Here is a 21657-nt window from a genome sequence, read left to right as displayed (position 1 = left end):
GCTCCATTGCTCAGGATCTCGTTTCATGTCCCTTCGCCCCCTGCTCGCCGCCGCGCTGCTCGGCGCCCTCGCCATGCCGGCCGCGGCGCAGATGATGCAGTCGGAAAGCTACAAATTCCTTCAGGCCGTGCGCGAGGCCAAGGGCAACGACGTCACCAACATGCTGGACCGCCCCGGCGCCAGCATCATCAACACCCGCGACGTGACCAGCGGCGAGGGCGCGCTGCACATCGTCATCAAGCGCGGTGACGAGACCTATCTGCGCTTCCTGCTCCAGAAGGGCGCCGATCCCAACCTGCGCGACGGGCGCGGCAACACGCCGCTGCTGCTGGCGGTGGCGGGCGGCCAGCCCGACATGATCCGCATCCTGACGGCGGCCAAGGCCAACCCCAACATCGGCAACGCGAGCGGAGAGACGCCGCTGATCCGCGCGGTGCAGCGCCACGACATCGGCATGGTCCGCGAGCTGCTGAACGCCGGAGCCGATCCCGACATGGCGGATAGCGTCGCCGGTCTCTCCGCCCGCGAATATGCTTCGCAGGACGCCCGCAACACCGCGATCGCCAAGCTGTTCGCCGACACCCCGAAAAAGACCCGTGCCGCCGTGGCGGGTCCGAAGTTCTGATATCTTCAATCCTCCCCGGCACGGGGAGGTGGCAGGCCGAAGGACTGACGGAGGGGGCTTCCACATAGGACGTACCTATCTGCACTTCCCCTCTACCATGCTTCGCATGGTCCCCCTCCCCGCAAGCGGGGAGGATCAAATCAGCCCCAGTTCGACCAGCTTGCCGACCAGCGCCGGCGGCATCACATCGATCCCCGATGCCGCCCCGCCCAGATCGGGCGGCGCATCCGCCGCCTCCAGATAGCGCCAGCCCTGATGCGCGCGCCGGGGCAGCGCCTGGACCAGCACCAGTTCGGGATCGATATGGATCGCACAGCGCCCGCCCTCGGCCTCGCCGAAGGACAGGATCGGCGAGCGTGCGATCAGCTGATGCTTCAAGATCCAGAACAGCGAGCCCTGCCCCGCCACTTCCTCATGCCGCTTGGGCAGATAGCGCGTCGTCAGGAACACCGGCCCCTCCTGCGCCCGCATCTTCAGTCGTTCGGCCAGGTGATCGATACTGGCCGCCCCGAACGCGACCTTGGTCAGATGAAGCGCCATGTCGCGGGGACATGTGGGGGCGGTGACGGCCAAAGGCTAGGGCTGAAAAGACAGGCCATGTCGGCCGCACATTCATTCCAACGTCTCGCCATTGACTCATAACTCTACATATGTGACGTTAACGCTATGAAGCGAGCCCGCCGTCCTTCGCCGCAAATGCTCGCGCTGCTGACCGCATTGGCACAACGGGGCGAGCAATGGTGGCATGGCTATGACCTCATGAAGGAAACCGGCCTCCAGTCCGGGACCCTCTACCCCTTGCTGATGCGGATGACCGAACAGGGGCTGATCGAGGCGGAATGGCGTGAACCGAGCCAGCCCGGTCGACCGCCGCGCCATGCCTATCGCCTCACGGCGGCGGGCGTCGCCTATATCCGGGCGCAGGCCATCCCGGTCGGCTCGAGCCTGGGCCTGGTCGGGGCGTGACCGGCGTGGCGGCCCGCGCGATCATGTCGCTGGCCATCTTGCTGATGCGCGAGCAGGAACGTGCCTGGGCCTGGGCCATGACGATCGAGTTCGACGAAGCCGGACGCGACGGCCATGGCCTGAGCTTCGCCATCGGGTGCATGACGGCGGCGATGCGACGCCTGGCCTGCTCCTCGGCCGGTTGGCATTTCCTGACGCGCTATGCGTTTTCGCTGGGTGTCCTGCTGCCGCTGACCCTGTTCCATCTGAGCTGTGCCGGTCGCGGCCTCTCCTATCGGCTGGCCGCCACCGATCCTTATCTGGCGACGCTCGCGGCCGGGGATGCACGGCAGCAGGCGATCGCGACAGTCTATCAGACCCTGTCACCTGTCATCATTCTGCTTCTGGCCGCGCTCGGAGCCGTCCATCTGCTGATCGCCTGGCGGATCGTCGCCTGTGACTGGCGGCGGGTCTGGCACGCGATGCTCGCGGCGGTCGGGATCGTCGCTGGCTTGCTTGCCTGTATCATGGCCATCCGGCCGACCGCAGAAGGAATGCTTCTGCAAGGCATCGCGCTGGCCGCCGAGCTGCTGTCCGTTCCGATCCTCGCCGCGTGGCATGCGCGGCGCCACCCCTCTCCCACGCTTTAACCACCAACAGGGACACCCATTATGATTCACCACCCGCTGACGGGATGGCTATGCCTGACAGCTGCCATCCTGCCGCTGTCGGCCGCCTCTGCTCGACCGGCGCCGCAACAGTCTACGCCGCGCGCGCTGGTGGAACGGTTCGAGGCCGCCCGCCGCGATTTCGATCCCGCAACGCTCGCCACCACATTGGCCCCCGATTTCGTGGAGATTTCTCCGCGCGGCGAAGTCGATCCCCGCGACAAGGTTCTCGGCTTCTACGATCCCCGCCTGAAGCACCCGGCCCCGCCGATCGAGAGCGACGAGGTTACGATCCGATCGGTCGGCGATACCGCGTTGGTGACGCAGCGCCTGTCCTTCACCTTGCCGGGCGCGACGTCCCGTCGGTCGGTGCGCGTACTCTATGTCGCGCGGCGCGTCGGCGGCGGCTGGCAGCTGCTCTCCGCCCAATATACGCCGATCCCGCCCGAACTCGCCAAATAGGACGCAAACAAAAAGGGCGCCGGTGGAATCCCACCGACGCCCTTTCCTGATTTCCGGCGCTTAACCGTCAGTCGCTGTTCAAGCGGCCTGCGGCAGAGCGGCCTTTGCCTGAGCGACGATCGCCTTGAAGGCCTCGCCCTCGTGCATGGCGATGTCGGCCAGGACCTTCCGGTCCAGTTCGACGCCCGCCAGCTTCAGGCCGTGCATGAACTGCGAATAGGTCAGGCCCTCGGCCCGGACACCGGCGTTGATGCGCTGGATCCACAGACCACGGAAGGTCCGCTTCTTAACCTTGCGGTCGCGATACGCATATTGACCGGCCTTTTCGACGGCCTGGCGAGCGATGCGGATGGTGTTCTTGCGACGGCCGTAATAGCCCTTCGCCTGATCCAAAATCCGCTTATGCTTCGCCTTGGTGGTCGTGCCCCGCTTGACGCGTGCCATATCTCTCTATCCTTCCAGAAATCAGTTCAGGCCGTAAGGCGCCCAGGCCTTCACGGTCTTGGTGTCGGCATCGGACAGGACCGAGGTGCCGCGGTTCTGGCGGATATACTTGCCGTTATGGCTGATCAGGCGGTGGCGCTTGCCGGCAACGCCGTGCTTGAGCTTGCCGGTCGCGGTGAGCTTGAAGCGCTTCTTGACGCCGCTCTTGGTCTTGAGCTTGGGCATTTTTTTCCTTTCGCTAGAGCTAAGGCAGAAACGGCCGCGGCAGCCCTGATGGCCGGGCCGTTCGTGACACCTCGCTCGGGAAGCGCGCCGCTTAGACGAAGCGGGCCAGGAATGCAACCGGTAGCCCATCGGGAACCAGCGCTTCGCTTGCGCGCTTGGGGTTTCCATGGATCAGGCGCCTGCGGCCGACAATCCCGCGACTTCGTCCGCCGCCCGCAAGGGCTGGCGTCGCTGGGCGATTCGCATCGCCATCGGGCTGCTGACCGTCATCGCCGCGATCTGGCTGGTGCTGTTCGTCACCAAGGGGCGGTTCCTGCGCCACCCCTTCGAGTCGATCGTCGGAAGGCTGACCCATCGGACCGTCAGCGTGGGCGGCGACTTCCAGCTCTATTTCGCACCGTGGCGGATCAAGTTCGTCGCCGAAAAGATCGCCATCTCCAACCCCGGCTGGGCGACGCGGCCCAATCTGTTCACCGCCGACCGGATCGATTCGCGGATCGCCCCGCTGTCGCTGCTGTTCGGCAAGCGGCGCTTCACCTGGCTGGAGCTGACCAACGGCGCGGTCGATCTGGAGTGGACGCCCGACCATCGCACCAACACATGGACCTTCAGCGACAAAAAGGGCGGCAAGCGGCTGGAGTTTCCGCGCATCGACACCGCCGTCGTGAACGGCACGACGGTCCGCTATCGCGATCCCCGGATGCGGGTGACGGCAGACCTGGCGCTGGCCGATTTCCAGTCGCAGGATGCCCGGATCGGTCGTGCGGTCGGCGTGCGCGGCAAGGGCGTGATCCGCGAAACCCCCTTCGTCATCAACGCGCAGCTGCTGTCGCCCGACGCCACCGCCAATCGCGGCAAGAACCAGCTGGTTGCGCGGATGCGGGCGGCGGGCAATATCGTCGATGTCACCGGCACCCTGCCCTCGATCGCCGATGTCGAGAATGTGCCGTTGCGCACGCGGGCGCGGGGCAAGGACCTGTCGACGCTGCTGGATGTGATCGGCGTCGTCATCCCGCGCACCCGCACCTATGACCTTCATGCCCAGCTGGTGAAGGATGGCGACGTCTATCGCTTCACCCGCATGAAGGGGACGTTCGGCGACAGCGATCTGGCGGGCACGCTGACCGTCACCCATGGCGAGCGGCTGCACCTCGACTCGACGCTGACGACCGACAAGCTCGACATCATCGATGCCGCGCCCTTTATCGGCTACAACCCCGATATCGTCGCGACCAAGGGCGCCGAGGCCGCCGCCGCCGCGACCGGCGTGGGGCCGCAGCGTCTGCTGCCCGATGCCGCGCTGCCGATCGCGACGATGCAGCGGTTCGATGCCGACCTGAAATGGACGATCCGCACCGTGCGCTCGCGCCGGGTGCCGATCTCCAACGTCGACCTGACACTGGCACTGGATCGCGGCAAGCTGACCCTGTCGCCGCTGAATTTCGCGATGGCGCGCGGTGACGTATCGTCCGACCTGCTGTTCGACACGCGCCAGCGGCCCAGCCTGGTCCGCTACGACATCCGCCTGTCGCCGACGCCGCTCGGGCGGTTGCTGGCAGGCTGGGGCGTGGCGGAGGCGGGCACCACCGGTACGGTCAAGGGCCGCATCCAGCTGACCGGGCACGGCGATACGATCCACGACTCGCTGGCGAACGCGAACGGGCGCATGGCCTTCATCCTGCCCGCCGGATCGCTCTGGACCCGCAACGCGCAGCTCGCCGAGCTGGACATCGGTACCTTCGTTCAGAAGATGTTCGAAAAGGAATTGAAGGAGCCGGTGCGGATCAACTGCGGCCTGATCGCCTTTACCGTGCGCGGGGGCGTGGCGGCGGCAGACCCGATCCTGATCGACACGTCGAAGAACGTCATCACCGGGCGCGGCGGCTTCAGCTTCCGCAACGAGGCGCTGGACCTGGCGATCCGCGCCGATGCCAAGACGTTCAGCCTGTTCTCCGGCCAGTCGCCGGTCGGCATCACCGGCAGCTTCGCGCATCCCAGGATCGATCCGATCAGCGGTGACCTGCTGGCGCGCGCGGGGGCGGGGTTGGGGCTGGCGGTGGTCGCGACGCCGTTGGCCGGGGTGCTGGCCTTTGTCGATGTCGGCGATGCCAAGGCGGCGGCGTGCGGCCCGGTGCTGTCGGGCGCGCGGGCCAGTGCGCAGCGGACCGTGAAGGGCGATCCGCGCAACGATGTCGGGCGCGGCACCACCGCCAAGTCGGAGGACGGGCGAAGCAAACCCGGCGAGGCCAAGGCGCAGCGCAAGAAATTCCTGGGAATCTTCTGATCCGCCCGACGTGCGGGCCGGATCGTGCGGCGGGAGGGGTGTCACGCCCGCCATAGCGTGACACCCTCGGCCAGCCGCCCCTTGCGGGGATCAATGCCGGAAGTGGCGCATCCCGGTGAACACCATCGCGAGGCCGGCTTCGTCCGCCGCCGCGATGACCTCGTCGTCGCGGATCGAGCCGCCCGGCTGGATCACCGCCGTCGCGCCCGCCTCGACCGCCGCAAGCAGGCCGTCGGCGAAGGGGAAGAAGGCGTCCGACGCGACCGCAGACCCGATGGTGCGGGGTTCCGCCCAGCCGGCCTTTTCGGCGGCGTCCTTGGCCTTCCACGCGGCGATCCGCGCCGACTCCAGACGGTTCATTTGCCCTGCGCCGACACCGGCGGTCGATCCGCCCTTGGCATAGACGATCGCGTTCGACTTCACATGCTTGGCCACCGTCCAGGCGAAGCGGCAATCCGCCAGTTCCTGCTCGGTGGGCGCACGCTTGGTCACGACCTTGAGCATATCGTCGGTCAGGCGGCCATTGTCGCGGCTCTGGACCAGCAAGCCGCCCGCGATCGACTTCATCATCAGGCCGGGGCGCGCCGGGTTGGGCAATTCACCCGACAGCAGCAGGCGCAGATTCTTCTTCTTGGCGAAGATCGCACGCGCTTCCGGCGAAGCATCCGGGGCCACCACGACCTCGGTGAAGATGCCCGAGATCGCTTCCGCCGTTTCGGCGTCGAGCGGACGGTTGCAGGCGATGATGCCACCGAACGCCGACACCGTGTCGCAGGCGAACGCCGCCTGATAGGCATCGAGCAGCGTTGCGCCGCTCGCGACGCCGCAGGGGTTGGCGTGCTTGACGATCACCACGGTCGGCGGGCCGTCGATGAACTCGCTGACCAGCTCCAGCGCGGCATCGGCGTCGTTAAGGTTGTTGTAGCTCAGCGCCTTGCCCTGCAACTGCTCGGCCTGGGCAATGCCCTGACCGCCCTTTTGCGGCAGATAGAGCGCGGCGACCTGATGCGGGTTCTCGCCGTAACGCAGGATTTCGGGGTGCTTGGTGAAGGCGAGCGGCAGGGTCGCCGGGAACGCCTCGCCCTGGTCGACGAAGCCGAACCACTGCGCGATCGCCGAGTCATAGGCCGCGGTGGCGGCGAAGGCCTTGGCAGCGAGGCGCTGACGGGTCTTCAACGTCGAGGCGCCGTCATTGGCCGCCAGGTCGGCGAGGAAATCAGCATAGTCGGCGGGATCGGTCAGAATCGAGACATAGCCATGATTCTTGGCCGCCGAGCGGACCATGGACGGGCCGCCGATATCAATATTCTCGATGATCTCGGGGCGCTCGGCACCCTTCGCTACGGTCTGCTGGAAGGGGTAGAGGTTGACGACCACCAGATCGATCGCGCCGATGCCATGCTCGGTCATTGCGGCGGCATGGGCGGGGTCGTCGCGCACCGCCAGCAGGCCGCCATGCACCATCGGGTGCAGCGTCTTGACCCGGCCGTCCATCATCTCGGGGAAGTTGGTGACCTCGGAAATGTCGCGCACCGGCAGGCCCGCATCGCGGATCGCCTTGGCGGTGCCGCCGGTCGAGACGAGGTCGACCCCGCGCTCGGCCAGCACACGGGCCAGGTCGATGACGCCGGTCTTGTCGGACACCGACAGCAGCGCGCGGCGAACCGGCACCAGATCGACGGAGGGAGCGGTGGGGAGCGAAACGGCCATCGGGCAGCGGGTCCTGATACTGGGAGGAGTTTGCGGACCCGATAGACTCCGATTCGCGGAAGCGCAAAATGTTCCTCCCCGGCATGGGGAGGTGGCAGGCCGAAGGCCTGACGGAGGGGGGCTGCCTCATAGGGTGCCCCTTGCGGCACTCCCCCTCCACCATGCTGCGCATGGTCCCCCCCCCCGTGCCGGGGAGGATTTTTGGTTCACGCGGAGATACCGCTCAGAGCGCCCGCTTGAACGCCCAGCTAACATGCGCGCCGCCCGCGGGCGTTTCGCCGGTCACGACCAGCTGCTGCGTCGCCACCGGGCGGCCGGTGCCGTCGATCCACAGCGACTCCTCGATGGCCAGCGTACCGCCGCGACAGCGGAACTGCCACAGCGCGCCGTCTTCCAGCCGCAGGATCGCCTGACCGCTCTCCGCCGTAACCATGGCCTCGACCCCATCGCCGAGGTGGAAACGGAGCGCGAAGTTGGTGCTGCCCGCCTGCCGCTTGCGACCTTCCGGCAGCAGCGCATCCTCGCCGCGCAGCTCGCGGCCGTCGCCGGTCAGCAGCAGCTGGCGGCGATGGTTGAAGCCATAGCGGCGCACATAGCCGTCATGGCTCGCCTCGATCCGGCTGGCCGCGTCCGATTCTTGACGGCTCAGCTCGACCTGGGCAACGCCGCGCCCCAGCGTGCCGTCGGCATGGATGGCGGTAGAGTTGCTGTCGCCCAAAGTCAGCGTCGAATGCGCCGCCGTGGTGCGCAGGCCATGGGCCAGGCTGGCGGGCACCTGCGCCACGGTCGCGCGGGCGCCGCCGCAATTGACGACGATCCGCTGCGCGCCGTCCGAAAATTCGAAAGCCAGGGTCGAGGCGCAACCGCCCTCGATCGCGCGCGCGATCGGCGGGGGGGCGGCGTCCATGACGAGCACCGCCTGCGCCGCCGCGAGACGCTGATAGCCCCAGTCGCCCGCCTGGCGCAGCGGTCGGGTGCGCACGCCCGATGCTTCGATCACGGCCGCGATCCGCTCCGGTGTTTCGGGGCCGGAGCCCTGCCAGCTCGACAGCGCCCGGTCGCCATGCATGACGCCGAGCAGCGCCGAGATCATCCGCTGCAACCGCGTCTGGAACGGATCCGGGAAGGGCAGACCCCGCGCGTCATAGACTTCGCGCATCATGGTCAGCAGCATCACCGCGTCGAGCTGCACCGCAGGACTCCGCGCGATGACGCCGCCATCGGGGAACAGCCCGGTGTCGAGCGCACGCGCCAATCCAGCCTCGCCGAACGCCTGACGCGGGTCGCCCCCCGCCAGCAGCAATCCGGCCGCGATCACCCCGCACCATGCCGCGATCCGCGCCACGCCCGGCGGTGCCTTGTCCGCGCCGCGATCCAGATGCCGGGCACCGCGCGCCATCGTGTTGAGCACGCGCGAGCGATAGACGAGGTCGTTGGACGACAGGATCAGCGGCGCATGCGCGGTCCAGAACAGGATGCGCCGCCCCCACAGATCGGGGCGCCAGGCGGTGGCATCCACCGTCTCGGCAAAGGCATCGAGCCAGCGGCCCATGAGATATTCGGCGATCGGCGCACCCTGTTGCCGGGTGGCGACGGTCGACAGGTCGCGCAGCCATGCGAAGCTGTGCAGATGATCGGCGAACCCCGTCGACCAGTCGGGCCGAGCGAAATCGATCGATTCGACCCCACGCTCCTCGCCGCGCCAGTCGAGCACCCCGCCAAGCAGCGCATGACCGCGCTCGATATCGCCCAGGACCGGGTCCTCGGGCACCGCCATCAGCTTCAGCGGATGCCGCCCCTTCAGCCGCAACGAATGCAGCGGCGTGCGCCAGGTCAGCCGGTGAAGATGCTCGCTCAACCGATCGGCGAGCGACAGGCCACCGGTCTGGACGCGGACGAGGCGTTTGCCTTCCTCGATGCTGTCGGCGGCGATACGGGCCTCTTCGGCCCCCATGCGATCGCGCATTTCGGTCAATGTCCGCTCAGCCGCGCAGGGCGGCGATATTGGCGGCGTAATGCTCCGGGCCACCCCGGAAAGCGGCGGTGCCCGCGACCAGCGCATCCGCCCCGGCCTCGATACAGCGCTTGGCCCAGGCCGGATCGACCCCGCCATCTACCTCCAGGTCGATGGCGCGGCCCGAATGCTCAATCATATTGCGGATCGCCGAAATCTTCTTGAGCTGGCTTTCGATGAAGCTCTGCCCGCCGAAGCCGGGGTTCACGCTCATCACCAGGACCAGATCGACCATGTCGATCAGGTAATCCAGCATCTTGGCGGGCGTCGCGGGGTTCAGGACGACACCGGCGCGCTTGCCCAGCCCCTTGATGTGCTGGATCGTGCGATGGATGTGCGGCCCCGCCTCCGGATGCACGGTGATCGTGTCCGCCCCCGCCTCGGCAAAGGCATCCAGATAGGCGTCGATCGGCGCAATCATCAGATGCACGTCGAACGGCTTGGTCGTGTGCGGGCGCAGCGCCTTCACCACCGCCGGGCCGATGGTGATGTTGGGCACGAAATGCCCGTCCATCACATCGATATGAATCCAGTCGGCGCCTGCGGCGTCGATGGCCCGGACTTCTTCGCCCAGCTTGGCGAAATCGGCGGACAGGATGGAGGGAGCGATACGCACAGGAAGCATGGTTTTCACCTGTAACCGGATATCGCGCCCAAGTCAGCCTTTGCGTTGCAACATCGCGATGAAGAACCCGTCGAGCCGCCCTTCCTTTGCGAGCATCGTCGGCAGGGTGCGGATCGTGCCCTCGGTCGTGATGCCCGGCCAGTCGCCGGTGATCGGGACCAGCGCGTAATCGGGGCGCGCCTCCAGGAAGGCGGCGATCTGCGCCTCGCCCTCCTCCGGCTCCAGCGAGCAGGTGGCGTAGACCATCGTGCCGCCGGGCTTCAGCCAGTCGGCGGCGCGGGTCAGGATCAGCCGCTGCAGCTCCGCCATCTCGGCGATGATCGCCGGGCGGACGCGGTAGAGGACATCCGGGTGGCGGCGGAAGATGCCGCTGGCGCTGCACGGCGCATCGACCAGGATCGCGTCGGCCTGCTCCTTGGGCGCCCATTCGCGCAGATCGGCGGTGACGACCTCGGCCGACTGGTTGGTTCGCTCCAGATTCTCGTTCAGGCGGCCCAGCCGCGACTCGGACTGGTCGATCGCGGTGACGGTCCAACCGGCGGCCGCGAGCTGCAGCGTCTTGCCCCCCGGCGCGGCGCAGAGGTCGAGCACATGCCCCTTGCCCTCGCCCAACAGACGCGCGGGGATCGAGGCGGCGAGGTCCTGTACCCACCAGGCGCCCTCGTCGAAACCCTGCAACTCCATGACCGCGCTGCCCGAAGGAAGGCGGACATGACCGGGCAGCAGGCTGACCCCGCCCAGCTTTTCCACCCATTCGGCGGTGGCGGCGGGATCGGCCAGCGTCAGGTCGAGCGGCGGCGGCGCGGCGATGGCGTGCGCGGCGGCCTCGACCATCTCCTCGCCCCAATTCTCTTCCCAGCGCGCTTCGGTGGCGTCGGGCAGAGCGGGGATTTCGGGGAGCAGCACGCCGCTCTTGGTGATCGTGCTGAAGACGCCGTGCACCAGCTTGCGCGGGCCGCCATCGACCAGCGGCAGCACGGTCGAGATCGCGGCATGCGGCGGCGTGCCCAGCGCCAGCACCTGCACCAGCGCAATGCGCAGCGCGAAACGCGCCTTGGCATCGTCGGGCAGCCGCTGCTTGGTCGCCGAGTCGATCAGCGCGTCGAGATCGGGCAGGCGGCGCAGCGTCTCCGCCGCGATGGCATGGGCAAGACCTCGATCGGGTCCGCCTGGCAGCGAACGCGTCGCCGAGGCCAGCGCGGCCTCCAGCGGCTCGCCCCGGCGCAACACCGCGTCGAGCAGGCGAATGGCGGCGCGGCGCGCGGCGGTGCCCAGCGGCTCGGTCGGGCGCTGCTGCCGCCCGCGCCGGTCCTCGCCCTTGGGGCCACCACCGCGACGATCGGGGCGGCCACGGGTCGGCGATTGGGGAGGACGTGTCACTTGGCAAAACTCCTGTCAGCCCCGACATGGGCTGCAATATCCCGCCCCTTTAGTCGAAAGGACCGCCCATGGGCCAGCGCCCCGACCATGTGAAGCCGCCCGCCTACCTGTCGCCGAATCCGCCGGTGCCGGAACCCGAGGTGAAGCCGGAGCCGCAGCAGGACCCGTTGGGGAAGAATCCGGTGCGATATGGGGATTGGGAATTGAAGGGCGTGGCGGTCGATTTTTGATCTGAGGCCCCGCCCACTTTTAAAGCCCCTCCCGCAGGCGGGAGGGGTTTGGGGAGGGCAGGGAGCCTCGCAGAGTTTATCGCTTGGGGCTTGCCCTCCCCCATCCCCTCCCGCCTGCGGGAGGGGAGCGGCTAGAGGCTAGGGTTCACTAACCCAACCCTGTTCAGGCTAAACGAAGTCGAAGGCCACGCGCCGACTCCACCCCGCGCATCACCGGCGGACCAAAGTCCCCGCCCCCTGCTTGGTGAAAATCTCGAGCAGCATCCCGTGCGGCACCCGCCCGTCCAGGATCACCGCCGCATCCACCCCGGCCTCGACGGCCGAGACGCAGGTTTCCAGCTTGGGGATCATGCCCCCCGAAATCGTCCCGTCGGTGCGCAGCTCGGCGATCCGCGCCGGGTTCAGGTCGGTCATCAACTCGCCCTGCTTGTCGAGCACGCCCGCGACATCCGTCAGCAGGAAGAAGCGCGACGCGCCCAGCCGCGCGGCGATCGCGCCCGCCATGGTGTCGGCGTTGATGTTATAGGTGTTGCCGTCCAGCCCGATCGCGACCGGTGCGATGACCGGGATGATGCCGTCGGCGCACAGACTTTCGATCAGGCGCGGGTCGACCGCGACCGGCTCTCCGACGAAGCCCAGATCGACATGCCGCTCGATCCCCTTCAGCGGATCGGCCTCGCGCCCCTGAATCTTCTCGGCGATGACGAGGCCCGCATCCTTGCCCGAGATGCCGACCGCGCGGCCCCCGGCGGCGGAGATCCAGCTGACGATTTCCTTGTTGATCGATCCCGCCAAGACCATTTCGGCGATCTGTGCGGTTTCGCGGTCGGTCACGCGCAGGCCGTTGACGAACTGCGACTCGACGCCCAGCCGCTTGAGCATCGCGCCGATCTGCGGGCCGCCGCCATGCACGACGACCGGGTTGATGCCGACCGCCTTCAGCAGCACCATGTCCTCGGCGAAGTCGCGCTGCCGCTCCGGATCGCCCATGGCGTGGCCGCCATATTTGACCACGAAGGTCTTGCCCGCGTAACGCTGCAGATAGGGCAGCGCCTCGGTCAGCGTCTCGGCCTTGGCGAGCAGGGCGGCGTCGGGATCGTGGTTGGTCATCCCCGCCCTTTATCGCGGCGCGGCGGCGGGGAAAACCGGCAATATGTCGCCCTGGACTTCAGGCGCGGTCCAGCTTGCGACCGATGCCGACGAACACATAGATCAGCGGCGGCACCAGCACGGCCGACAGCGTGACCTTGGCGATCATCTGTCCCACCAGCAGCTGACCGATCGGGAAGGCTCCGTAAAAGGCGATGGTCACGAACAGCAGCGTGTCGACCACCTGGCTCAACATGCTGGCGATCGCCGCGCGCAGCCAGAGCAGCTTGCTCCCCTCCTTGCCCTTCAGCGCCGCAAAGATGGTGACGTTCAGCGTCTGCGACACACCATACGCGACGATCCCGCCCAGCCAGATCCGCCAGGTCGACCCCAGCACCAGCTGGATCGCGTCGCGATTGGCCGGGATCATCTCCGGCGAGGCGGGCAAGGTGTAGACGATGAAGGACAGCGCCAGCGACACCAGCAGCGGCACGAAGCCCACCCGCACCAGACGCCCGGCGGTCGCAGGGCCATGCAGCTCCGCCACCGCGCTCGACGTGACGACCAGCAGCAGGAAGGCGAAAATCCCCGCCTCCACCGCGAGCGGCCCCAGCGCCACCTGCTTGTTGCCCAGCACGCCCGCGATACAGACCATGCCGCCATAAAAGATCGACAGGGCGAACAGCGAGGGCGAGATCAGGCGGGGGCGAGCGGAAATGTCGGGCTGGTCCATCGGCGACTGCTAGCGCGAAAACGATCCGGGGCAAAGGATTAGGCGAACCCCATTCCTGCCCTGGAAGGGGAGGTGACAGGCCGTCAGGCCTGACGGAGGGGTGTCGCGCTATCGGGAGGGGGAAACCCCTCCGACGCGCCATGCGCGCCACCTTCCCTTCCAGGGGAGGAAAATTCTGTCGCTTGCACCGCGTCCCCCGACACGCTCTATTCCCCGCCGACACAAAACAGGGGGATCATATGCGGTTGGCAAAATGGCTTGGCGGGGTGGCCGCGACGCTTGCGATGATGCCCGGTCTCGCGGCGGCGCAGGATCGCCCCGACCAGAAGGCGTTCTTCGACCTCTACAAACAGCTGGTCGAAACCAACACCAGCCTGTCGGTGGGCAGTTGTACCCAGGCGGCCACGCAGATCGCCGATCGGCTGAAGGCGGCGGGATACAAGGACGCCGACATCACCCTGTTCTCGGTCCCCGAGCATCCCAAGGACGGCGGCATCGTCGCGGTCCTGCCCGGCACCGACAAGAAACTGAAGCCGATGCTGCTGCTCGGCCATCTCGACGTGGTCGAGGCCAAGCGCGAGGACTGGACCCGCGATCCGTTCAAGCTGATCGAGGAGGACGGCTTCCTCTATGGCCGCGGCACCGTCGACGACAAGGCGATGAGCGCGGTCTGGGCCGACACGCTGATCCGCCTGAAAAAGACGCCCCCCAAGCGCACCATCAAGATGGCGCTGACCTGTGGTGAAGAGACGACCTTCGCCTTCAACGGCGCGGAGTGGCTGGCCAAGAACAAGCCCGACCTGATCGCGGCCGAGTTCGTCCTGAACGAAGGCGGCGGCGGGCGGCTCGACTCGGACGGCAAGCGTGAACTGCTGGCGGTGCAGGTCGGCGAGAAGGCAGCGCAGAACTACACCTTCCTCGCGACCAATCCGGGCGGCCATAGCTCGCAGCCGACGCCCGAGAATGCGATCTACGAACTCGCCGATGCGGTGAAGGCGGTGCAGGGTTACGAATTCCCCGTCCATCTGACCGACACCACCCGCGCCTTCCTGACCGCCACCGCGCAGAAGGTCGGCGGCCAGCTTGGCGATGCGATCACCCGGCTGCTCGCCAATCCGGAGGACAAGGCCGCCGATGCGATCGTCAGCCAGGACAAGGCGCTGCACTCGACGCTGCGTACCACCTGCGTCGCCACGCTGCTTCAGGCGGGCCATGCCGAAAACGCGCTGCCCCAGCGCGCCACCGCCAATATCAACTGCCGCATCTTCCCCGGCGAGACGGTCGAGGGCACGCTGGCGAAACTGAAGGAACTGGCGGGGCCGAAGATCACCGTCACCGCCAACCAGCCGGTCCGCCCGACCGCGATTCCGCCCAAGCTCGATCCGAAGATCATCGGCCCGATGAAGACGCTGGCCGCCAAGCATTTCCCCGGCGTGCCCTTGGTCCCGATGATGTCGACCGGCGCCACCGACGGCATTTTCTTCCAGGCGATCGGCATCCCCGTCTACGGCGCGCCGGGCATCTTCATCGAGAAGGACATGTCGGGCATCCACGGCCTGAACGAGCGCATCCGGGTCAAGTCGCTCTATGACGGCCGGGATTATCTCTACGATCTCGTCCGGGCCTATGCCTATTGAGTGAGGCGTCGCCGCCCGTGCGTTGCGGGCGGCGGCCCCATCCGGTCGCGGGTATCGGGAGAGGATCATGAACCCTTCGCTTGCGACCCGCCTGCAGAATCTGTGCCTCATTCTGCTCGGCATCGTCGCCTTTGTGGCGATGGGCGAGGCCTTGCAGGACCGGTTCCACATTCCGTTCGACACCACCTACCGCGTCGCCTGCGCGCTGGCCTGTCTGGCGTTCATCGCGAAGCTGGGATGGGATTCCTCTGGGGAGACATGGCCCTGGATCGGACTGGGGCTGGCGGCGCTCGTCAACATCGCCCTGTTCTTCACGCCGATACGTCACCAGCCGGCCTCGCGCGGGGAGCTCATGATATTCGCGCTGCCCGACCTCGTGGTCGTGCTGGCGGCGCGTATATGGGATTATCCCGTCGCCGACGATCACCAGCGCGCCGTGCGGCAGCAACTTGTCATGGGCCTCATCATTGCCATCGCCGTCAGCGCCTTGCTTCTGGCGACCATATTCATTCCGGATCGCCCCCGGCATCGCGGGCATCCTGCCAATTCGCTGAACGCCGCCGCCACGCTCCATTCAGGGTAAACGGAGCAATATCCTCGCCATACGGGAGATTATGGTTCTGAGGCTATTGCCATGAAGATGCTCAAGACCGGATTGCTGGCGGCCCTTGCCGGTGGGGCCATGCTGACCGCCACGGCGGCCAGTGCGCAGGATTGGCGTTACGACGAGTATCGCGCCCATCAGGCCGCGCGCGGGGCCGAGGTTCATGCCTATCAGGCGGGACGCGATCAGCGGGCGGCGGACACGGCCGCCTATTATGGCGATTACCGGGCCGCCGATGCCTATGCCCATGCCGCCGCCGTCCGTCGTCACGAGGCGCGGCGCGATGCGCGTTTCGCCCGGCATGAGAGCCATGCCGCGCGGTGGGATTATTGGCGAGGCTATTGAGCCGCCATCCCCAAAACGAAAAGGGCCGGTGCGAGCGGATCGCACCGGCCCTTTTTCATGGGTCGACGAACGGCCGATCAGCCGTCGTAATCGGCACCCAGATTCTGATTGCGCGGCGGGGCGGCGGCGGTCAGGCGCAGCGCCTCGGCCGAGGCCTGCAAGCTGCCGACATCGTCCGCCTCGTCCTCGTCGTCGATCTGGACGCGCTGCAGGCTGTTGACCACGGCTTCTTCCAGATGGGTCGGACGAACCGTTTCCTCGGCGATCTCGCGCAGCGCGACGACCGGATTTTTATCGCGATCGCGATCGACGGTCAGATCCGCCCCGCCCGAAATCTGACGGGCCCGCTGCGCCGCGAACAGCACCAGATCGAAACGGTTGGGAATCTTGTCGACGCAATCTTCGACGGTGACGCGCGCCATGCGTGTGTCCTTCGCAAATAATGCTGGGATGAAAGCGTGCCGCCTAACAGCAAAGGGCGGACAAGTCAAAAGCCTTGGGGCTTGCAACGCCTCCGTCGTCTCGATCGTTACGTTTTCGACAGGATATCATACGCCGAGGAGCCACCGCATTTCCGCCCCCCATCCGCCCGAGCAGCCCGGTTTCCAAGTCGACGGCAACCGGCTGACCCTGCTCGATACCGGGCCAAGGCGGCTGGAGGCGGTACTGGCGCTGATCGAGGGCGCGCGGACGAGCTTGCGTATCCTCTATTATATCTATGCCGACGACACGACCGGGCGGCGGGTACGCGATGCGATGATCGCGGCGGCGCGGCGGGGCGTGGCGGTGTCGGTGATCGTCGACGGTTTCGGCGCGGGGGCGGACGAAGCGTTCTTCCGACCGCTGATCGAAACGGGTGCGCGGCTGTCGCGCTTCGAGCCGCGCTTCGGCCGCCGCTACCTGCTGCGCAACCATCAGAAGCTGGCGCTGGCGGATGCCGAAGGACCCGCGCCCTCGATCATTATCGGCGGCTTCAATATCGAGGATGACTATTTCGGCACCCCCGCCGAGCAGAGCTGGCGCGACCTGGGGCTGCTGGTCGAGGGTCCGGCGGCGGCGCGGATGGCGGGCTATTTCGATGCGCTGTTCGCCTGGACCGAAGACCCCAAGGGGCGCCTCCGCGACCTGAACAAGGCGCTGGCGCATTGGAGCGAATCGACCGGGCGGCTGCGCTGGCTGATCGGCGGGCCGACGCGGCGGCTGTCCCCTTGGGCGCGGACGGTGCGCGACGATATGCGGCGCGGGCGGCGGATCGACGTGATCGCGGCGTACTTCACCCCCAGCCCCACCATGCTGCGCCGCCTCGACCGGGCGGGGCGGCGCGAGGCCGAGGTGCGGATCGTGACGGCGGGCAAGTCCGACAACGAGGCGACGATCGCCGCCGCGCGCTTCACCTATGCGGGCCTGCTACGCAAGGGCGTGCAGATCTTCGAATATCAGCTGACCAAGCTACACACGAAATTATACGTCATCGACGATGCGGTGCATGTCGGCTCGGCCAATTTCGACATGCGCAGCCTATTCGTCAATCTGGAGCTGATGCTTAGGGTGGAGGACGCCGCCTTTGCAGCCCATGTCCGCGCCTATATCGACGGCGAGGTCGCCCGGTCGGAGGCGATCACGCCGGACTGGTACAAGCGGCATACCGGCTGGTTCCAGCGGCTGCGTCAGTTCGCGGCGTACCTGCTGATCGCGGTGATCGATCCGTCGGTATCGCGGGGACTGAACTTCAGGATCGAGGCGCCGGACGGGGAATGATCCTCCCCGCTCGCGGGGAGGGGGACCATGCGAAGCATGGTGGAGGGGGATCGCCGCTGGGCGTGTCCTCTGTGGAGGCCCCCCTCCGTCAGGCCTTTGGCCTGCCACCTCCCCGTGCCGGGGAGGAGTGATTCAGTCCTTCCAGGCCCAGTAGAGCTGCGCCGGGGGCACGTTCCACCATTCCATATCGTGGTCGATGTTCGACCAGTGCGGGACCAGGAAGTCCTTCACCTTCGGGCTGAACTGATAGACCAGGAACGCGCCGCCGGGGCGCAGCACGTCATGCGTGCCTTGCGCAATCGCCGGGCCGACGCCGGGCGGCAGGGTGGAGAAGGGCAGGCCCGACAGGACATAATCGGCATGGTCGAAACCATGGTCGCGCACGATCTTCTGCACGTCCGCCGCCGATCCGTTCACCGCCTTGAAGCGGGAATCGATGATCGTGTGGCGCAGATAGTCGCAGAAATCGGCATTGGTATCGATCGCGATCAGCGTCGCGTCGGGCGCCATGCGCTCCAGCACCGGGCGGCAGAAGGTGCCGACGCCGGGACCATATTCCACGAACAGCTTGGTATTGGCCCAGTCGACAGGCGCGAGCATCTTGCGGATCAGCTTGCCCGACGAGGGAATGATCGAGCCCACCATCACCGGATGCTTCAGGAACTGCTGAAAGAACATCTGGCCGGGCGACGGATAACCCGTGGCATCGGTGCGGGACTTGCGCGCGGCGGTGGTCGAGCTGGGCATCGAGTTCCTGTCGTTCGTGATCCCCGCGTAAGGGACGCGCGAGGGAAACCCCCTCGTCGCACAGGTGCCGAACGACTTTCAAGCTATTGGGTTGCGGCCGGGTGCTGCATTCCGTCGCAAAGCGGACTCGATCGACGGGGGATTTGGCATGGATCGGACAGGGCAGATCGCGGTGATTTTCGTGTCGACGCGGACGGAGAGCGATACGGCGGGCTATGCCGCGGCGGCGGAGGCGATGGATGCGCTCGCCGCCGGGCAACCGGGTTATCGTGGCGTCGACAGTGCGCGCGGGGCGGATGGGGTCGGGATCACCGTCAGTTGGTGGGCAGATGAAGCCAGCGCGCTGGCGTGGCGGGCGCACCCCGAACATACGGCGATCCGGGAGCGGGGGCGGGCGGAATGGTATTCGCGGTATGAGGTGGCCGTGGCGCAGGTTGGGCGGAGTTATGCGTGGGGCAATAAATCCTAAACATCGACCTTGCCGCTCCCCTCCCGTAAACGGGAGGGGATGGGGGAGGGAAAGGGGTCTCACAGAGACCGTCGCTTGTGGCCCTGCCCCCACCCCAAACCCCTCCCCCCTGCCGGGAGGAGGGGCTTAAGCTTCGGCTACGGCTGCTTGTCCCCTCGCGGCGTCAGCATGCCCGGCGCGATGAAGCCGATCGGCTGGATCGCCGCCGCGTCCTGCTTGAGCTTGGCGGCGATCTGTTCGTAATCGCGCTCCATCTCCGGTGTCACGCTGGCGCGCGCCTCGGTCAGCGCCTCGTCAAAGGCCGCCATGTTGACCTGGGTGGCGCCCAGTGACTTGCGCAGCGCGATCAGGCCCGCGCGGCGCACCACGTCGCCCAGATCGGCGCCGGTGAACCGATCGGTCCGCGCCGCCACATCGTCCAGGTCCACGTCCGACGCCAGCGGCATCTTGGCGGTCTGGATGCCCAGGATTCGCCGACGCCCCGCCTTGTCGGGCACGCCGACATAGATGAGTTCATCGAACCGCCCCGGCCGCAGCAGCGCGGGGTCGACGAGGTTGGGCCGGTTGGTCGCGCCGATGACGACGACCGACTGGAGTTCCTCCAGCCCGTCCATCTCGGCGAGGATGGTGTTGACCACCCGCTCGGTCACCTGCGGCTCGCCCAGCCCGCCGCCCCGCGCCGGAACCAGCGAGTCCAGCTCGTCGATGAAGATCACGGTCGGTGCGACCTGCCGCGCACGGGCGAACAGCCGGGTGATCTGCTGCTCGCTCTCGCCATACCATTTGGACAGAAGATCGCTCGACTTGGTGGCGATGAAGTTCGCCTGCGCCTCGCGTGCGACCGCCTTGGCCAGCAAGGTCTTGCCGGTGCCCGGCGGGCCATAGAGCAGGAAGCCCTTGGCGGGCCGGATGCCCAGACGCCGGAACGCGTCCGGGTCCTTCAGCGGCAGCTCGACGCCTTCCTTCAGCTTCATCTGCGCGGTGTCCAGCCCGCCGACATCCTCCCAGCGCACGGTCGGCGCCTGCACCATCACCTCGCGCATCGCCGAGGGCTGGACGCGCTTCAGCGCCTCCAGGAAATCCTCGCGCGTCACCGACAGCGTGTCGAGCACCTCGGCGGGGATGGTCCGTTCCTCCAGGTTCAGGCGCGGCATGATCCGCCGCACCGCCTCGATCGCCGCCTCTCGGGTCAACGCGGCCAGATCGGCGCCGACGAAGCCGAAGGTGGTACGCGCCAGCTCGTTGAGATCGACCTTGTCGCCCAGCGGCATGCCGCGCGTGTGGATGCCCAGAATCTCGCGCCGACCGCGCTCGTCGGGCACGCCGACCACAATCTCGCGGTCGAAGCGACCCGGCCGCCGCAGCGCCTCGTCGATCGCCTCGGGCCGGTTGGTCGCGGCGATGATGACGAGATTCGCGCGCGCTTCCAGCCCGTCCATCAGGGTCAGTAACTGCGCGACGAGCCGCTTCTCCGCCTCTCCCTGCACGCGGTCGCGCTTGGGCGCGATCGAGTCGATTTCGTCGATGAACACGATCGAGGGGGCGGACTTGGTCGCCTCCTCGAAAATCTCGCGCAGCCGCTGCTCCGACTCGCCATAGGCCGAGCCCATGATCTCGGGGCCGTTGATGAGGAAGAACTGTGCGTCCGACTCGTTGGCCACCGCGCGGGCGAGTCGCGTCTTGCCGGTGCCGGGCGGGCCATGGAGCAGCACGCCCTTGGGCGGCTCGACGCCCAGCCGCTCGAACAGTTCGGGGTAACGCAAGGGCAGCTCGACCATTTCGCGCAACTGGTCGATGGTCGAGGCCATGCCGCCGATATCGTCATAGGTGACATCGGCGCGCCGCGCCTCGCGCGGTTCCTCATATTCGGGACGCAGCTCGACCTCGGTATTCTCGTCGATATGGACGACCCCCTTGGGGCTGGCCGCGACGACCGCGAGGCGGATTTCCTGGAGCGCATAGGCGGGCGCGTTCATGAACTGCGCGACGCCCGGCGGCATGTTGGTGACACGCTGCTGCCCCGCCGTCGCCACCACATCGCCCTGACAGAGCGGGCGGTTGAAGAAGGTGCGCTTGAGCGCCTGCGCCGAGCCTTGCAGCCGCAGGTTTTCCTGCGCGGGGGCGAAGACGACGCGGGTCGCGGGCTTGGATTCGACCCGGCGAACCTCGACGAAATCGCCCGAGCCGACGCCCGCATTGGCACGCTGGAGCCCGTCGATGCGCAACAGGTCCAGCCCCTCATCCTCGGGATAGGGCGCGACGGCGCGCGCGGGTGTCGCCTGCTTTCCGACGATCTCGATCACGTCGCCCTCGGTGATGCCCAAAGCCGCCATCAGGCTGCGCGGGACATGGGCGAGACCCCGGCCCGAATCCTCGGGGCGGCTATTGGCCACCTGTATCTTGCGGGTCGGCGCGTCGCTGTCGGCCATGATCGTCCCTTGGCAAAGTGTCTGAAACACGAAAGCGCGGGACTTGGGGGCGGGTTCCGGTCCGCAAAAGGGCGGGCGGCCCAGCCGAGGCAAAAAAAAGGGCCGATCGAAACGACCAGCCCGTGAAAGTTTTTAGGAGAGGATGCCTGAAAGGCCCGTTCCTTTTGCGGTGCGACACGTTATGTTGCAAGTGCGAAAAGCTTGGTTATGATTGCAGTTTGTGCAATCCTCTGC

23 protein-coding genes are annotated in these 21657 nt (G+C 67.2%); 11 read left to right on the top strand and 12 right to left on the bottom strand.

Features of this window, described 5'->3' with window-relative positions:
* Window positions 1-25 precede the first annotated feature (25 nt).
* A complete protein-coding gene (locus tag KV697_RS12940; RefSeq protein ID WP_219018533.1) occupies window positions 26-625 on the top strand; it encodes an ankyrin repeat domain-containing protein in 600 nt (199 codons plus the stop codon).
* A 135-nt stretch (window positions 626-760) separates the two neighbouring features.
* Here the strand turns inward: KV697_RS12940 and KV697_RS12935 are convergent, their stop codons facing one another.
* Complete coding sequence (locus KV697_RS12935; protein WP_219018532.1) at window positions 761-1165, bottom strand: DUF1489 family protein; 405 nt, start codon at window positions 1163-1165, stop codon at window positions 761-763.
* A 126-nt stretch (window positions 1166-1291) separates the two neighbouring features.
* On the opposite strand from KV697_RS12935, the gene KV697_RS12930 reads away from it, so the two are divergent.
* The 3 genes from KV697_RS12930 to KV697_RS12920 are packed head-to-tail and all read left to right on the top strand — an operon-like array spanning window position 1292 to window position 2700.
* Window positions 1292-1591 carry a PadR family transcriptional regulator gene (locus KV697_RS12930; protein WP_374011364.1) on the top strand — a complete coding sequence of 100 codons (300 nt, stop codon included), beginning with the start codon at window positions 1292-1294 and terminating at the stop codon, window positions 1589-1591.
* Window positions 1588-2220 carry a hypothetical protein gene (locus KV697_RS12925; RefSeq protein WP_219018531.1) on the top strand — a complete coding sequence of 211 codons (633 nt, stop codon included), beginning with the start codon at window positions 1588-1590 and terminating at the stop codon, window positions 2218-2220. The genes KV697_RS12930 and KV697_RS12925 overlap by 4 nt, the downstream gene beginning before the upstream one ends.
* Before the next feature lie 21 nt (window positions 2221-2241).
* A complete protein-coding gene (locus KV697_RS12920; RefSeq protein WP_219018530.1) occupies window positions 2242-2700 on the top strand; it encodes a nuclear transport factor 2 family protein in 459 nt (152 codons plus the stop codon).
* Window positions 2701-2778: 78 nt separating this feature from the next.
* On the opposite strand, the gene rplT is transcribed toward KV697_RS12920, so the two are convergent.
* On the bottom strand, window positions 2779-3144 hold the full coding sequence (gene rplT / locus KV697_RS12915) for a 50S ribosomal protein L20 (protein ID WP_042488147.1): 366 nt from the start codon (window positions 3142-3144) through the stop codon (window positions 2779-2781).
* A gap of 21 nt (window positions 3145-3165) precedes the next feature.
* Window positions 3166-3369, bottom strand: coding sequence for a 50S ribosomal protein L35 (gene rpmI / locus KV697_RS12910; protein ID WP_007406658.1), 204 nt, complete (start codon window positions 3367-3369; stop codon window positions 3166-3168).
* A 166-nt stretch (window positions 3370-3535) separates the two neighbouring features.
* Between rpmI and KV697_RS12905 the strand changes: the two genes are divergently transcribed.
* On the top strand, window positions 3536-5653 hold the full coding sequence (locus KV697_RS12905; protein ID WP_219018529.1) for an AsmA family protein: 2118 nt from the start codon (window positions 3536-3538) through the stop codon (window positions 5651-5653).
* 90 nt (window positions 5654-5743) lie between these two features.
* Here the strand turns inward: KV697_RS12905 and purH are convergent, their stop codons facing one another.
* The 4 genes from purH to KV697_RS12885 all read right to left on the bottom strand — a co-directional run bounded on the left by purH (window position 5744) and on the right by KV697_RS12885 (window position 11382).
* Entirely contained in the window at window positions 5744-7363 is a 1620-nt protein-coding gene (gene purH, locus KV697_RS12900) for a bifunctional phosphoribosylaminoimidazolecarboxamide formyltransferase/IMP cyclohydrolase (protein ID WP_219018528.1), read from the bottom strand.
* Between the two features lie 223 nt (window positions 7364-7586).
* Complete coding sequence (locus KV697_RS12895; protein WP_219018527.1) at window positions 7587-9329, bottom strand: heparinase II/III family protein; 1743 nt, start codon at window positions 9327-9329, stop codon at window positions 7587-7589.
* Between the two features lie 16 nt (window positions 9330-9345).
* Window positions 9346-10002: a ribulose-phosphate 3-epimerase gene (gene rpe, locus KV697_RS12890; RefSeq protein ID WP_219018526.1), complete on the bottom strand. Its 657-nt coding sequence runs from the start codon at window positions 10000-10002 to the stop codon at window positions 9346-9348.
* 33 nt (window positions 10003-10035) lie between these two features.
* Window positions 10036-11382, bottom strand: a complete 1347-nt coding sequence (locus KV697_RS12885) for an RsmB/NOP family class I SAM-dependent RNA methyltransferase (RefSeq protein WP_374011363.1) — start codon at window positions 11380-11382, stop codon at window positions 10036-10038.
* Window positions 11383-11450: 68 nt separating this feature from the next.
* Here KV697_RS12885 and KV697_RS12880 point away from each other — a divergent pair, with 68 nt between their 5' ends.
* On the top strand, window positions 11451-11612 hold the full coding sequence (locus KV697_RS12880; RefSeq protein WP_219018525.1) for a DUF1674 domain-containing protein: 162 nt from the start codon (window positions 11451-11453) through the stop codon (window positions 11610-11612).
* Window positions 11613-11822: 210 nt separating this feature from the next.
* On the opposite strand, the gene argB is transcribed toward KV697_RS12880, so the two are convergent.
* A complete protein-coding gene (argB, locus tag KV697_RS12875) occupies window positions 11823-12722 on the bottom strand; it encodes an acetylglutamate kinase (protein WP_219018524.1) in 900 nt (299 codons plus the stop codon).
* A 58-nt stretch (window positions 12723-12780) separates the two neighbouring features.
* Complete coding sequence (locus tag KV697_RS12870) at window positions 12781-13434, bottom strand: queuosine precursor transporter (protein WP_219018523.1); 654 nt, start codon at window positions 13432-13434, stop codon at window positions 12781-12783.
* 239 nt (window positions 13435-13673) lie between these two features.
* On the opposite strand from KV697_RS12870, the gene KV697_RS12865 reads away from it, so the two are divergent.
* The 3 genes from KV697_RS12865 to KV697_RS12855 all read left to right on the top strand — a co-directional run bounded on the left by KV697_RS12865 (window position 13674) and on the right by KV697_RS12855 (window position 16020).
* Window positions 13674-15071, top strand: a complete 1398-nt coding sequence (locus KV697_RS12865; protein ID WP_219018522.1) for a M20/M25/M40 family metallo-hydrolase — start codon at window positions 13674-13676, stop codon at window positions 15069-15071.
* A 67-nt stretch (window positions 15072-15138) separates the two neighbouring features.
* Window positions 15139-15654, top strand: coding sequence for a hypothetical protein (locus tag KV697_RS12860; RefSeq protein WP_219018521.1), 516 nt, complete (start codon window positions 15139-15141; stop codon window positions 15652-15654).
* 51 nt (window positions 15655-15705) lie between these two features.
* A complete protein-coding gene (locus KV697_RS12855) occupies window positions 15706-16020 on the top strand; it encodes a hypothetical protein (protein WP_219018520.1) in 315 nt (104 codons plus the stop codon).
* Between the two features lie 77 nt (window positions 16021-16097).
* On the opposite strand, the gene rpoZ is transcribed toward KV697_RS12855, so the two are convergent.
* Window positions 16098-16442 (bottom strand): DNA-directed RNA polymerase subunit omega, encoded by a 345-nt coding sequence (gene rpoZ / locus KV697_RS12850; RefSeq protein ID WP_042486773.1) that lies wholly within the window; start codon window positions 16440-16442, stop codon window positions 16098-16100.
* Between the two features lie 148 nt (window positions 16443-16590).
* Between rpoZ and KV697_RS12845 the strand changes: the two genes are divergently transcribed.
* Entirely contained in the window at window positions 16591-17778 is a 1188-nt protein-coding gene (locus KV697_RS12845; protein ID WP_219021395.1) for a phospholipase D-like domain-containing protein, read from the top strand.
* A gap of 132 nt (window positions 17779-17910) precedes the next feature.
* On the opposite strand, the gene KV697_RS12840 is transcribed toward KV697_RS12845, so the two are convergent.
* Window positions 17911-18525, bottom strand: a complete 615-nt coding sequence (locus KV697_RS12840; protein WP_056438713.1) for a class I SAM-dependent methyltransferase — start codon at window positions 18523-18525, stop codon at window positions 17911-17913.
* Window positions 18526-18673: 148 nt separating this feature from the next.
* On the opposite strand from KV697_RS12840, the gene KV697_RS12835 reads away from it, so the two are divergent.
* Window positions 18674-18994 (top strand): antibiotic biosynthesis monooxygenase family protein, encoded by a 321-nt coding sequence (locus KV697_RS12835; RefSeq protein ID WP_219018519.1) that lies wholly within the window; start codon window positions 18674-18676, stop codon window positions 18992-18994.
* Between the two features lie 137 nt (window positions 18995-19131).
* Here KV697_RS12835 and KV697_RS12830 read toward each other — a convergent pair whose 3' ends face one another.
* Window positions 19132-21423 (bottom strand): CDC48 family AAA ATPase, encoded by a 2292-nt coding sequence (locus tag KV697_RS12830; RefSeq protein WP_219018518.1) that lies wholly within the window; start codon window positions 21421-21423, stop codon window positions 19132-19134.
* Window positions 21424-21657: the final 234 nt, after the last annotated feature.

The sequence above is a fragment of the Sphingomonas sanguinis genome, from assembly GCF_019297835.1.
In the GTDB taxonomy this organism is placed as follows: Bacteria; Pseudomonadota; Alphaproteobacteria; order Sphingomonadales; family Sphingomonadaceae; genus Sphingomonas; species Sphingomonas sanguinis_D.
This window is presented reverse-complemented; position numbering and strand designations above follow the sequence as displayed.